This is a genomic window from Lacticaseibacillus sharpeae JCM 1186 = DSM 20505 (assembly GCF_001436225.1).
GTDB classification, from domain to species: Bacteria; Bacillota; Bacilli; order Lactobacillales; family Lactobacillaceae; genus Lacticaseibacillus; species Lacticaseibacillus sharpeae.
This window is the reverse complement of the sequence record NZ_AYYO01000039.1, coordinates 1-12,296: the sequence shown is the minus strand read 5'-3', so window position 1 is coordinate 12,296 and position 12,296 is coordinate 1. Positions and strand designations below refer to the sequence as shown.

At 51.7% G+C, this 12,296-nt stretch carries 13 protein-coding genes; 10 read left to right on the top strand and 3 right to left on the bottom strand.

The window, feature by feature from the left end; all coding sequences use genetic code 11:
* Positions 1 to 96: 96 nt before the first annotated feature.
* The gene (locus FC18_RS07905; protein ID WP_054680527.1) at positions 97 to 429 is read right to left on the bottom strand and encodes a hypothetical protein; all 333 of its coding nucleotides are present in this window, start codon (positions 427 to 429) and stop codon (positions 97 to 99) included.
* A 411-nt stretch (positions 430 to 840) separates the two neighbouring features.
* On the opposite strand from FC18_RS07905, the gene FC18_RS07900 reads away from it, so the two are divergent.
* From FC18_RS07900 to FC18_RS07865, 9 genes are all read left to right on the top strand, one after another.
* Positions 841 to 1,485 (top strand): TetR/AcrR family transcriptional regulator, encoded by a 645-nt coding sequence (locus FC18_RS07900; RefSeq protein WP_056975977.1) that lies wholly within the window; start codon positions 841 to 843, stop codon positions 1,483 to 1,485.
* Between the two features lie 64 nt (positions 1,486 to 1,549).
* Positions 1,550 to 3,283: an ABC transporter ATP-binding protein gene (locus FC18_RS07895; RefSeq protein ID WP_056975974.1), complete on the top strand. Its 1,734-nt coding sequence runs from the start codon at positions 1,550 to 1,552 to the stop codon at positions 3,281 to 3,283.
* Entirely contained in the window at positions 3,283 to 5,157 is a 1,875-nt protein-coding gene (locus tag FC18_RS07890) for an ABC transporter ATP-binding protein (protein WP_056975972.1), read from the top strand. Before FC18_RS07895 ends, FC18_RS07890 begins: the two co-directional genes overlap by 1 nt.
* A 128-nt stretch (positions 5,158 to 5,285) precedes the next feature.
* Positions 5,286 to 5,762, top strand: coding sequence for a DUF805 domain-containing protein (locus FC18_RS07885; RefSeq protein ID WP_054680520.1), 477 nt, complete (start codon positions 5,286 to 5,288; stop codon positions 5,760 to 5,762).
* Positions 5,763 to 5,777: 15 nt separating this feature from the next.
* The gene (locus FC18_RS12105; protein WP_156660897.1) at positions 5,778 to 5,936 is read left to right on the top strand and encodes a hypothetical protein; all 159 of its coding nucleotides are present in this window, start codon (positions 5,778 to 5,780) and stop codon (positions 5,934 to 5,936) included.
* A 58-nt stretch (positions 5,937 to 5,994) separates the two neighbouring features.
* Positions 5,995 to 6,843 carry an NAD(P)H-binding protein gene (locus tag FC18_RS07880; RefSeq protein ID WP_054680517.1) on the top strand — a complete coding sequence of 283 codons (849 nt, stop codon included), beginning with the start codon at positions 5,995 to 5,997 and terminating at the stop codon, positions 6,841 to 6,843.
* Between the two features lie 131 nt (positions 6,844 to 6,974).
* On the top strand, positions 6,975 to 7,853 hold the full coding sequence (locus tag FC18_RS07875; RefSeq protein ID WP_054680515.1) for an NmrA family NAD(P)-binding protein: 879 nt from the start codon (positions 6,975 to 6,977) through the stop codon (positions 7,851 to 7,853).
* A gap of 104 nt (positions 7,854 to 7,957) precedes the next feature.
* Complete coding sequence (locus FC18_RS07870) at positions 7,958 to 8,275, top strand: hypothetical protein (RefSeq protein WP_054680511.1); 318 nt, start codon at positions 7,958 to 7,960, stop codon at positions 8,273 to 8,275.
* A gap of 60 nt (positions 8,276 to 8,335) precedes the next feature.
* Positions 8,336 to 8,770 (top strand): Rrf2 family transcriptional regulator, encoded by a 435-nt coding sequence (locus FC18_RS07865; protein ID WP_054680507.1) that lies wholly within the window; start codon positions 8,336 to 8,338, stop codon positions 8,768 to 8,770.
* Positions 8,771 to 8,925: 155 nt separating this feature from the next.
* On the opposite strand, the gene rpsD is transcribed toward FC18_RS07865, so the two are convergent.
* Complete coding sequence (rpsD, locus tag FC18_RS07860; RefSeq protein ID WP_054680505.1) at positions 8,926 to 9,537, bottom strand: 30S ribosomal protein S4; 612 nt, start codon at positions 9,535 to 9,537, stop codon at positions 8,926 to 8,928.
* A 204-nt stretch (positions 9,538 to 9,741) separates the two neighbouring features.
* Positions 9,742 to 10,224, bottom strand: a complete 483-nt coding sequence (locus FC18_RS07855) for a GAF domain-containing protein (RefSeq protein ID WP_054680503.1) — start codon at positions 10,222 to 10,224, stop codon at positions 9,742 to 9,744.
* Positions 10,225 to 10,431: 207 nt separating this feature from the next.
* Here FC18_RS07855 and ezrA point away from each other — a divergent pair, with 207 nt between their 5' ends.
* Positions 10,432 to 12,147, top strand: coding sequence for a septation ring formation regulator EzrA (gene ezrA, locus FC18_RS07850; RefSeq protein WP_054680500.1), 1,716 nt, complete (start codon positions 10,432 to 10,434; stop codon positions 12,145 to 12,147).
* Positions 12,148 to 12,296: the final 149 nt, after the last annotated feature.

The window sequence follows — 12,296 nt, the reverse complement described above, 5'->3', positions numbered from 1 at the left end:
AAGGACGAACTCCAAATGATAAATTTACTATTCAACACCGTTTGACATAGTTCCCTAAAAAGACCCCGGGACCAGACGGCTCGGGGTCTTACGTTACTATTCGAATGCTAATTGCACGACGTACTTGTGTTGTAGCGGCAAGTGGCAACCCGTGAACCAGATGATATCGGGCACTACCAGCGGTGCTGCGGGACTGATGAGGCGGGCCATCCATGCGACCAGTTCAGGCTGCGTGCGGATGAAGCCCTCATCCAGGGATATGGCGTGCAGGCGGTTTTCGGGGAACAATTCTTGGCCGTCCGGAAACAGAACGTGATCGGATACCAGCAACATGACCTCGTTCTTATACCGCATCCGGGTCGGCCGGTAGTTTTCCGGATGGTTCTTGAGATATCTGAAGACTCTTGTCAGCGTGACAGACTTGTCCATACGCGCACCTCACAGTGTTGATTAATACCTATATTTTACCACAACTGAGCAGCGTGCTGGGGTGGTGCTGCGCGCAAAATCTCGCGGGCAAAATGATTAAACGGCGGCCGCATTTTTTGCTGGCGCGTCGCTGAATTGAGCGCAGTGGTACCAATTTTGTGTAACCAGCGCATTAATTAACCCGCGCTACATGGGACTTTAGTCGGAAATGTCCATAAAGTTGCCTTAAATTGGTTGTGTTTTCTGAAAGCAAGCGTATAATGACAAGTTGTCACATGACAGAGTGTCATCGGTGAGCAGGAACAAAATGTGGGTCAATTTGGCAGCGCAGTTTGGTGCTATTTTGACCGCAGTCCAGTACATACAAGGCCCGAATGTAGTAATTGCATTGGGTTGGAAAGGAGCAAATTTATGCCGAAGAGTACTTTTTTCCGGTTACCGGAAGAAAAACGCAACCGGCTGCTGAATGCCGCGCGGACCGAATTCGGTCGGGCGCCATTTGCCAAGGCGTCGGTTTCGAACATCATTGAGCTGGCGGGGATTCCCCGTGGTAGTTTCTACCAGTACTTCGAAGATAAGCAGGATATATTCTTTTACATGCTTGAAATCGAAGGGGGCACCATGGTTGGGCGCCTGCAGCAGGAGCTGATTGATCATGATGGGGACGTGTTCGCCACGTTCCACGCGTTCTTCGATTGGTTGCTTCAGGCGATGTCCGAGAACGAACACCGGGATTTGTTCCGCAACATCATCACCGAAATGGATTTCCGGACTGCGGCGCACACGTCGCTCGGTGCGGATAACAAGAAGAACCTGCACATGCGCGATTTTCTTGCCACGCACGTTGATTTTGCCAAGTTGAACCTGGAACGCAAGAGTGACCTGGGCGTGCTCATGCACATTGCGTTCGGGAACTTCATGCAGACCATTACGCATTACTACAACGCCATTGGCACCGAGCGTGAGTTCACCACCGATGACGTTAAGCGCCGCGTTCACCTTGCCCTTGACTGGCTGGAGAATGGGGTTGCGCGCACGACGGCGAGTAAACAGTAAGTCGCCGGTCGCCATTAATTAGTTTGGATTTACTACTACAAATAAAGAAATAAAGGAGTTGCCCATGCTTAAAGTCGCTAAGGGCCGAATGTCACTGTGGGTGGTGTTCGGATCAGTCCTTTTCATGATTGCCCAGGTTATTTCAAGCCTGTACCTACCAAATCTGACGTCAGACATCGTTAACAACGGGGTTACGACCGGGGATATTGACTACATTTGGCGCGTCGGGGGCAAGATGGCTGTGTTCGCACTGATCTCTGTGCTCGCCGCCGTCTGCAACGTATTCCTCGCCGCCCGTGCGTCCCAGAAACTCGGGGCAAACTTGCGTAAGGATATTTACCGCAAAGTTATCAACTATTCACATGATGAAATGGACAAAGTCGGGACCAGTAGTCTGATTACCCGGACGACGAACGACGTTGTGCAGATTCAGAACGTGGTCATGATGTTCTTGCGGATGATGATTATGGCGCCAATCATGCTCATCGGTGCCAGTTTCCTCGCCTACCAGAAGAACCACACGCTGACCATGATTTTCATCGTCGTGATTCCAATCATGCTGGTGGTCATGGGGATTGTGATGACATTCGCTGTGCCACTGTTCAAGGCCATGCAGCAAAAGACCGATAACATCAACCTGGTGTTCCGTGAAGGTCTGACCGGGGTCCGCGTGATCCGCGCATTCCGGCAGGACCAGTTCGAACAGGACCGCTTTGATGGCGTCAACAAGGACTACACGAACAATGCGGTCAAGGTTTTCTCCATCATGGCCGTAATGGTGCCCGTGATGACCCTGGTTATGAGTGGGACCAACATCGGGATTATTGCCTGGGGTGGTAAGCTCATCGCCCAGCAAGCCATGAATACCGGGAACATGATTGCGTTCATGACGTACGCAATGCAGATTCTCATGAGCTTCATGATGCTCGCGATGATTTTCGTCTTCATTCCGCGTGCGCAGGCATCTGCTGTCCGGATTAACGCCGTGCTCGATCAGACCACAACGATTAAGGACAAGGATACAGGCGTTGAGCAGCTGAGTGATGGCGAACCCGACCTGCACTTTGACCACGTTGACTTCCGCTACCATGGTGCTGAAGAACCAGCACTTGCCGGTGTTGACTTCCACGTGCACGCCGGGCAGACGGTTGCTGTCATTGGGGGGACCGGTTCTGGTAAGTCCACTCTGGTTAACCTGATTCCGCGTTTTTACGACGTTGAAAAGGGTGCCGTGAAAATTAACGGCCACGACGTCCGCAACGTCGACCTCAAGGACCTGCGTGATGCAGTTGCCTTCGTACCGCAGAAGGCGAACCTGTTCTCCGGGACCGTGCGCGACAACATGAAGTACGGGAACGAGAACGCAACTGATGACGAAATTTGGCACGCACTGGAAATCGCGCAGTCCAAGGACTTCATCAGTGAGAATCCAGAAGGTCTGGACTACATCGTTGAACAAGGTGGGAGTAACTTCTCCGGGGGGCAAAAGCAGCGTTTGGCAATTGCCCGTGCCCTCGTGAAGGATTCCTCCGTTTATGTCTTCGATGATTCCTTCTCCGCCCTCGACTTCAAGACCGACGCCAATCTGCGTCAGGCCCTGAAGGATGACGCGAAGATTAGTGGCCGCGTTGTTGTCATTGTTGGCCAGCGTGTTTCCACGGTTGCTGATGCCGACCAGATTGTTGTCCTGGACGACGGCAAGATGGTCGGACTGGGCACCCACGCTGAACTGAAGGCAAATAACGAGACTTACCAAGAAATCGTTAAGTCCCAAATTCGGGAAGGGGATGAAGCATAATGGCAGAAACTAAAACTACACGTCCAGCCGGCGGTCACGGACCAATGGGTGGCGGCCGTGGTCCGGTTGAAAAGCCGAAGAACTTCTGGAAGACCACTAACCGTCTGATGGGCTACATGCACAACCGGTTGTTTGGTTTAGCAGTGGTTATCGTCATGGCGATTGCTTCAACCATTTTCCAAATTCGCACGCCTAAGATTCTGGGTCAAGCGACGACCGAAATCTTCAAGGGTGTGATGAAGGGCCAGGCTGAACAAAAGGCCGGCATTAGCTTCTCTGAATACCCAATTAACTTCACGAAGATTGAACACATCATCGTCATTGTTATCGCGATGTACCTGGCAAGTGCCGTCTTCAGCTTCCTTCAGCAGTTCATCATGACCCGCATCAGTCAGCGCACCGTTTATGACATGCGTAAGGAACTGAAGCTGAAGATGAAGACCGTGCCGATTAACTACTACGACACGCATAACAACGGGGATATCATGTCCCGTGCCGTCAACGATATGGATAACATTGCTTCCACGCTGCAGCAGAGTTTGACCCAGATGGTAACCAGTACCATGACCTTCATCGGGACACTGTGGATGATGCTGTCGATTTCCTGGCAGCTGACCCTCATTGCGGCGATTACCGTGCCACTGTCACTGGTGGTTGTCGGCATTGTCGCACCACGTTCCCAGCGTTTCTTTGCTGCGCAGCAAAAGTCGCTGGGGCTGATTAACAACCAGGTTGAAGAAACTTATGGTGGTCAAGTGATCATCAAGAGTTTCAACCGCGAAGACGACATGATTAAGCAGTTCGAAGACGAAAACGACCGGTACTACGCAGCTGCGTGGAAGGCCCAATTCGTGTCCGGGATTATCATGCCGCTCATGACCTTCCTGAACAACATCGGCTACGTCTTCGTTGCCGTTGTCGGCGGGGTGCAGGTTGCGAACGGGACGGTTACCCTGGGGAACGTGCAGGCCTTCCTGCAGTACACCCAGCAGTTTTCCCAGCCAATTAGCCAGCTGGCCAACTTGGCCAACACCATCCAGTCCACGATTGCTTCTGCCGAACGTATATTTGAAGTTCTGGACGAAGCGGACATGGAGAAGACTCACGTCGATATTCCGGACGACGAAAACACCGATAGCCTGCTGAAGCTGGACCACGTTCAGTTCGGCTATGGCGACGGGCCGTTGCTCATGACCGACTACAACCTCGACGTGAAGAACGGGCAGATGGTTGCGATTGTTGGACCTACCGGGGCCGGCAAGACCACCATCATCAACTTGCTCGAACGGTTCTACGATGTTCGTGGCGGCTCAATTCAGCTCAAGGGTCAGGACACGCGCAACATGTCACGTGAAGACCTGCGCAGCCACTTCGCGATGGTGCTGCAAGACACCTGGCTGTTCACCGGGACGATTTGGGATAACCTCAAGTACGGCCGGGAAGACGCCACCGACGAGCAGATTCTGAACGCGGCCAAGGCGGCGCACGTGGACAACTTCGTCCGCCAGCTGCCTGAAGGGTACAACACCGTGCTGAACGAAGAAGCATCGAACATCTCGCAAGGTCAGCGTCAGCTCTTGACGATTGCCCGCGCGTTCGTTGCCGACCCTGAAATCCTGATTCTTGATGAAGCAACCAGTTCCGTTGATACGCGGACTGAATTGCACATCCAGCACGCGATGCAGCGGCTGCTGAAGGACCGGACGAGCTTCGTTGTTGCTCACCGTCTGTCCACGATTCGCGACGCCGACAACATCATCGTCATGAACCACGGTTCCATTGTTGAAACCGGGAACCATGACTCCTTGATGGCCAAGAACGGGTTCTACGCTGATCTGTACAACTCCCAGTTCTCAGGTAACGTCACAATTTAAGCAATGAAAAATAGCAAGGCTGCGGCCCTGCTATTTTTTTATTGTCTAGGGAAAATCCGACTTTCGACTGAAGAATTGTGGGTATTTCGGCCCAATAACAGGGGTATCAAGGGTTGGAGGTAAAGATTATGAAACCAGTTCGGGTTAATTTTTTCACGGCGCTCGTGCAGTTTTGCAAGAAGTTTTTGAACTTTAGGGGGCGCAGCAGTCGGTCGGAGTATTGGTGGATGCTAGTGTGGGGCATCATCTTCGGCGCAGCGTTGATGGGATTGGCCAACGCCACGGGTAGTTTTGCGGCGTACACGAATAACCCGCTCCAAGCAATCCTGCACGGTAACTTGATGGTACTGCTGCTCAAGGGATTGTACTTCATTTTCAGTGTGGGGGACTTCAGCCTGACGGTCCGGCGCTTCCGCGATGCGGGCCTCAATGCCTGGTGGTCCATCGTCATGCTCATCCCATTTGTGGACCTCACGAATTTGATCAGTGGTTACGGGTTCGCGGCCCTCTACGCATTCGTTAGTGCGGCGCTGTTCTTCTTCATGATGTACGTTGGCTTGCGGCCGAGCATGGAGGATACCGAGGACTATTATGCTAAGCACTGAGGTGACAGCTGAATAATGGACACGAAAAAAGCCTTGGCAAAATGCCAAGGCTTTTTTGATGAACACCGAACCAAAAGAATTACAGCTTCTGGTGGTAACGGTGCAAATATTGTCAATCTGAATCAATACAAAATCAAAAAGAGATTGACGGCTCAGAATAAGGTGTTACAATAATATCAACAAGTTACTTATAAAGCAACTTGATTGATGTAAAAATTTGGAGGCTATTAACATGACAACATACGCATTAACAGGTGTTACGGGGCATTTTGGTCAAACTGCGATCCAAGTACTTACCAAGATGGTACCTACCGCAAATATTATTGCATTAGCGCGTAATACTGAAAAGGCACAGTCGCTTGTACCAGCTGGTGTGACAGTGCGACCTGGTGATTACGATGATCCTGAACAACTGAAAGCTAGTCTGGCCGGCGTAGATCGTCTGCTTTTCATCTCTTCGCAACCAGGCGGCAAAATCAGTCGGTTGCAACAACATAAGAACGTTGTCGATGCTGCCAAATCAAACAATGTCAGTTACATTGCATACACAAGCTTTCCAAAAGCTGATCAATCCACGACTCCACTTGCGGCTGATCACGCGGCAACCGAAGCTTATATCAAAAAATCCGGTATCAGCTATTCGTTTCTGCGTGACAACTGGTATCTAGAAAACGAAGCGGGGAGCTTGGCTCAAGCAACTAGCGGCAAGCCGTTCGTCTATTCAGCAGGCGATGGCAAGGCGGGCTGGGCCTTGGAAAAAGAATACGCCGAAGCTGCGGCCAAGGTATTGGCGAGTGAATCGACGAAACCAATCTACGAATTCGGTGGGCAAACTCGCACGTATAATGAACTAGCCGATGCAATCGATGCGCAGTTCGATGTTGTTAAGGTCGATGATTCCGCCTATGCAAAGGGTCTGGAAGCATCAGGGATCGACGAGGGCACGGCAGCATTGGTCACCAGCTTCCAAACGCTGATTCGTGATGGCCAGCTTGATGTCACTTCGTCTGATTTAGAAGATGTCCTGGGCCACGAACTAATCCCAATCGCTGATGCAATTCAAGAAGTTGTAAAGGGCTAATATCGTCTTAGCATAAAAAGTAAGGATGCACCGTAAAGTGTGTTAATAATGTCACCGTATGTTAGTTACCACTGCATACGGTTTTTATTTGATAACTCAAATTACTTAGAAAACTCAAGGAGGACTAATTCATGAAATATCTAGTCACCGGTGCCACCGGTCACCTTGGCCAAAAAGTGGTGAATAACATCGTTGACTTGGTCGGCGCCAGCGCACTGACCGCCGCGGTGCATACGCCAGCTAAAGCAACGGCGCTCAACGTACAAGGAATCAATGTCGTGCCTTGTGACTACCTCGATGTTGACGTCATGATCAAGGCCTTCACCGGTCAAGACGTCGTCATTTACATTCCCAGCAAGACCTATGATGTCTTGCAGCGAATCACCGAGTTTGAAAACTCGATCAAGGCCCTCAAACAAGCGCATGTAGCGTCTGTGGTGTTCGTCAGCTTCTACGCCGACCAAGAGAACAACCCGTTCACCATGTCACCGTACTACGCATACGCACCGCGCAGGCTTGCGACTACCGGTCTTCACTACGCCGTCGCCAAAAACTCGCTGTACGCCGATCCGTTGGTGCCCTACCTTCCAGAATTGATTGCGCGCAAAGCTTTAATCTACCCTGTTGGCGACCAGGCGATGAGTTTCATCACGCTAGACGACAGCGCAGCGGCTATCGCGACCTTGGCCACCAAGCCTGAACTGCGCGACCAAGGCCAAGTCTACACGCTGACGCAAACCCAAAGCCTGACCATGCCCGCGCTGGGTGACATCATGACTGCGGTTACCGGCCATGAGATTGGGTACGCCCCGGTGACGACCAAAGAATTCTGCCGAATCTACGCAGAAGAAGGCGACGGCGAAGAACTTGCAAGTATGTATGCTGCCGGGGCCTTAGGGCTGTTCGACCAGGTAACTGACGACTTCCACAAAATCACAGGCACCCAACCAGAAGACATGGCCGCGTTCCTGAAGCGCAGCTATCAACCAGAAGCCTGTGCAAAGTCATGATGACCATTTATCTAACCTTGATTGGCTCATTGCTTTCTCCGCACGTGCCCAAGCTTGTATATTAATGGCTGATTGCCATCGTCTTCGTCGGCCTTGGTGGTCAAATGCTAGTCACTCGGAAAAAGCAGTCTCATCAGTCAAACCAGGCCTTGCCCTATGCTTTTGGGGTGCTCAGTGGCTTAATGGTCGGTGTTGCTGGACTAAGCGGTGGGGGTCCCATCCTTGCTGGTCTCATCATTTTGGGACTGGATGCCTATCACGCAACGGCCACCTCGACTTATGTTTTGATCGGCATGAGCATTCTTGGTGCGGGTTTCGCACCACTTTTAGTGAAACGGCTTTATGCGTCTTCGATTGCGAAGTATATCCCTAAGCTGATTGCAATCCTGTTAATCGTGATGGGTATTAAGACCATTCTTTAACTGGCTTTCCACTGCTAAATGCCTTACGCTGATAATAAACAACCAAAATGAGGTGCAACCATGAAGTATTCGCATAAACTAAGCGACGCCGTGCATATTCTGGCCTTCGTCCATATCTATGCAGGTGGCGACTTGTCCAGTGCCGCGATTGCAACCAGCGTCGAAGCCAACCAAAGCGTCGTTCGTCGAATGATGGCTAAGCTAGTCAAGGCAGGCCTGCTCAACAGTCAGCCGGGCAAGGTGGCGCCGACTTTGGCCAAATCCCCTAAGTACATCACACTATTAGACATCTATCGAGCCGTTGAAGATAATCACAACCTCTTACACATCGACGAGAAAACCAATCCGCTGTGTATCGTTGGCGGCAACATTCAAGACACGCTTAACGGTATCTACTCGTCCGTTCAAAAAGATGCCGAAACAAGTATGGCAAAGCATACCCTGGCTGAAATTATCGATGATATTCTACTGCGCGAAAAGGCAAAAAAGCGTTAGGCCATTAGAATTTTTTACGAATCGAAGTAAAAAACCGGCACGACCTTTACGTATGTTTTGCGTGAGGGGCGTTCCGGGTCTTCTTTATATAGGCTAAAGCCTATATAAAGAAAAAAGCTTTGGCAAAATTGCCAAAGCTTTTTTGTATGAATCGATTACAGCTTCTGGTTGTAGTATTCAACAACGAGGGCTTCGTCGATTTCTGGTTCGAGTTCGTCGCGCTGTGGCAGACGAGTGAGGGAACCAGCCTTCTTGTTGTCATCGAAGGTGATGTATGCTGCGCGGCTAACGGTTGCTTCAAGAGCAGCGTTAACGATAGCAAGGTTCTGGGAACGTTCGCGAAGGCTAATTTCCTGACCAGGCTTAACTTCGTATGAAGGGATGTCAACGCGCTTGCCGTCGACCGTGATGTGGCCGTGGTTTACAAGCTGACGAGCCTGTGCACGCGTAGTAGCGAGGCCGAGACGGTAAACAACGTTGTCAAGACGCTGTTCAAGCAGGATCATGAAGTTTTCACCGTGGGTGCCTTCAGTGATCTTGCCGGCGCGAACGAACAGGTTACGGAATTGGCGTTCGTTAAGGCCGTACATGCGACGGAGCTTCTGCTTTTCCTGCAGCTGGGTGCCGTATTCGGAAATCTTCCGACGGCTGTTAGGACCGTGGTCACCAGGTGCGTATGGACGACGAGCAAGTTCCTTACCGGTACCGGAAAGGGAAATGCCCAAACGACGGGAAAGCTTCCAAGATGGGCCAGTGTAACGTGACATAAGAGTAATTCCTCCAAAAAATTTTTGTTTGGAGTAAAATATAGATTAATGGATTTAGTACACGGGCAGTTAAGCTAGGTTCACCGTTGCAGCACGGTTACTTCATCCGCATAGCTGGTAGGACAACTGAATGTCTAACTAAAACCATGGGTGCTTAACTGGAGCCGACCATACCGTCCACCGCTGCAATATTTTACACGCTAGCTAGTATACAGCATTTAACGCAGCTACGTCAACGTGCTGCGCAAGCGCGGCGACGAACTGTTTGAGCACGTTCTGTTCCGCGGCACTGAAGCGGTCCAGCAGGGGGGAGTCGATGTCCAGGATGCCGACGATGTGACCGTCAACTGTGACGGGAACGACGACTTCGGAGTTGCTGGCGGAATCGCAGGCGATGTGGCCGGCGAATTCGTGGACGTTCGGTACAATCAGCGATTCACCCTTACTGTAGGCGGTGCCGACCACGCTGGAACCTGGCGCGATGTGCATGCAGGCGACTTTGCCCTGGAACGGTGCGAGGTCAAGAGTGCCAGTTTGCTGGCTGAAGATGTAGAAACCAACCCAGTTCGTGTCCGGCATTGCGTCCGCGAGAATAGCGCTGGCGTTGCTCAAGACGACGACCGGATTGGTCTCGCCAGTGAGCAGTGCGTCGATTTGTTCGACGATAATTGGGTCAAGAGTGGCCAAATTTATTCCTTCCTTCACAAACTTTCACATAAGTTATCAAAAAGTATTTTAAGTTGCCCGTTTTTTTGCGATACTGGAGGGCAGGAGGAACAATGCAATTTTTGATTGTCCTGGAGGTATTGTAATCCGCGATTGTGCGTTTTTGCAACGGAGTATTTTACATATAAAGTTATAAGTTCCCAGAAGTGGGATACGGGGGTCATGTAGATGATAGCAATGTTAATCGGACTGGTGATAATCATTGTGGGGGCCGCAGCTGTGGTTCTATTTTTGCAGCGGCGCAACCGGCACGAGATTGCGGCGTTAGATCAGGAAGTCGGTAACCTGGGTTCGGCGCAGATTGAAAAGCACATTCAGGCGATGCGGACGCTGAACCTGAACGGCGAAAGCTTGAAGGCCTTCACCAAGTGGCAGCGTGAATACCAGAAGACAAGCGAAGAGTTCGCGGCGCAAATCGAAACGGCGCTCATGGATGCGGAGAACGCCAACAACCAGTTCCGCTTCAGCAAGACGAAGGCGGCTATTGTTGAGCTGAATAGCCTGATTAGTGGGGCCAAGAGTCGGTACAAGCAGGTGCTGACCGCACTGACCCAGATTCGGCAGGATGAAGAGCAAAACCGGACGCAGCTGGCCAAGCTCAAAAAGACCTACCAGGAGACCCGCAAGACATTGCTGGCCAAGAACTTTGCGTTTGGCGACAGCATGCCTGCGCTTGAAGGCCGGCTCAAGGAGCTCGCGGATGAGTTTGTTGCGGTTGATGAGGTTAGTGCCAGTGGTGATCACCATGCTGCCCACGAACGCATTCAACAGCTCGCGGGGCACGTGCACGACCTGGCGGACCTTACCGCACAGATTCCGCCCCTTTTGACCGAGCTCATCAAGGAATTCCCCGAACAACTGACCGAACTGCAAGGCGGCTACGACCAGCTGGTTAAGCAGAGCTACAACTTCGGCACGCTGGACATTCCGGCCAAGCTGACGGCGATTCAGGTTGGTATCGACAACAGCAAGACGGCCCTTGCTGGTCTGAACGTGTCTGCCGCTAAGGAACAAAATACGGCGCTGGCAGCAAGCATCGATGAATTGTACGACGCCATGGAGCAGGAAATGACTGCGCGCAAGCAGGTTGAAGCAGACTCCGACCGCATCACGAAGTTCATCGGTCACGCCCAGCGGCAGAATCACTTGCTGCTGATTGAGCTGGACCACTTGGATCAGTCCTACAGCCTGAACCACGACGAACTGCCAACCGCGCAGAAGTTACGCACCGAACTGGTGGAATTCGACAACGAACACCAGATTGATTTGCAGGCTATCGCGGACAAGCAGGCGACCTACAGCCAGATTGCTGCCCACTACGCCAAGGCCGACACCCGGCTGCGGGAGATCGAGCAAGAGCAGCACGACATTAACCAATCCGTCTCTGGTCTGCGTGCCGGTGAAGAATCTGCCAACCAGGCGCTCGATAACTTCGCCCGGGATTTGCACGCTATTCGCCGTGAACTGGAAGCAGCAAAACTGCCCGGCCTGCCAACGACCTTCAAGGAACACGTTGCCCACGTGGCGACCGAAATTGATGACATCGGCAAGCAGCTGGGCAAAATCAAGATTGACCTGGATGACATTAACCAACAGCTGATTGGGCTGCAATCGGACATGGACGACCTGCAACAAGACGCCACCGAGATTGTGGACGCAGTGGGGCTCATGGCGGCGCTGATTCAAGCGTCCAACCGTTACCGCGAAGAGCACCCCGAGCTGAAGGATGCGGCCACGAAGGCTAAGGCCCAGTACGCACAGGTGCAATATAAGGAAGCGGCCGACACGATGGCCACGGCCCTCGAAAAGGCGGTGCCGGGATCGTATCGGCACGTGGAAGATGCGTACCTGAACGAGAAGACTGCTACCGACGCCTCGGTTTAACTAGATAATCATCAATTTAATCCCCCGTTCTGCGCGCTGTACGCAAGGCGGGGGATTTTTTGTGCTTGACCAGACATACAGGCACCTAAATTGGGCTCTTCGTCAAGTAGAGTTGATAGAACTTTTTGAAAGCACTTGGACCTTAATTG

Coding starts and splice junctions, on each gene's coding strand:
- FC18_RS07895 (WP_056975974.1), top strand. CDS start 1,550: ATGCTTAAAGTCGCTAAGGGCCGAATGTCACTGTGGGTGGTGTTCGGA.
- FC18_RS07875 (WP_054680515.1), top strand. CDS start 6,975: ATGAAATATCTAGTCACCGGTGCCACCGGTCACCTTGGCCAAAAAGTG.
- rpsD (WP_054680505.1), bottom strand. CDS start 9,537: ATGTCACGTTACACTGGCCCATCTTGGAAGCTTTCCCGTCGTTTGGGC.
- FC18_RS07890 (WP_056975972.1), top strand. CDS start 3,283: ATGGCAGAAACTAAAACTACACGTCCAGCCGGCGGTCACGGACCAATG.
- FC18_RS07900 (WP_056975977.1), top strand. CDS start 841: ATGCCGAAGAGTACTTTTTTCCGGTTACCGGAAGAAAAACGCAACCGG.
- ezrA (WP_054680500.1), top strand. CDS start 10,432: ATGATAGCAATGTTAATCGGACTGGTGATAATCATTGTGGGGGCCGCA.
- FC18_RS12105 (WP_156660897.1), top strand. CDS start 5,778: ATGGACACGAAAAAAGCCTTGGCAAAATGCCAAGGCTTTTTTGATGAA.
- FC18_RS07885 (WP_054680520.1), top strand. CDS start 5,286: ATGAAACCAGTTCGGGTTAATTTTTTCACGGCGCTCGTGCAGTTTTGC.
- FC18_RS07865 (WP_054680507.1), top strand. CDS start 8,336: ATGAAGTATTCGCATAAACTAAGCGACGCCGTGCATATTCTGGCCTTC.
- FC18_RS07870 (WP_054680511.1), top strand. CDS start 7,958: ATGCTAGTCACTCGGAAAAAGCAGTCTCATCAGTCAAACCAGGCCTTG.
- FC18_RS07905 (WP_054680527.1), bottom strand. CDS start 429: ATGGACAAGTCTGTCACGCTGACAAGAGTCTTCAGATATCTCAAGAAC.
- FC18_RS07880 (WP_054680517.1), top strand. CDS start 5,995: ATGACAACATACGCATTAACAGGTGTTACGGGGCATTTTGGTCAAACT.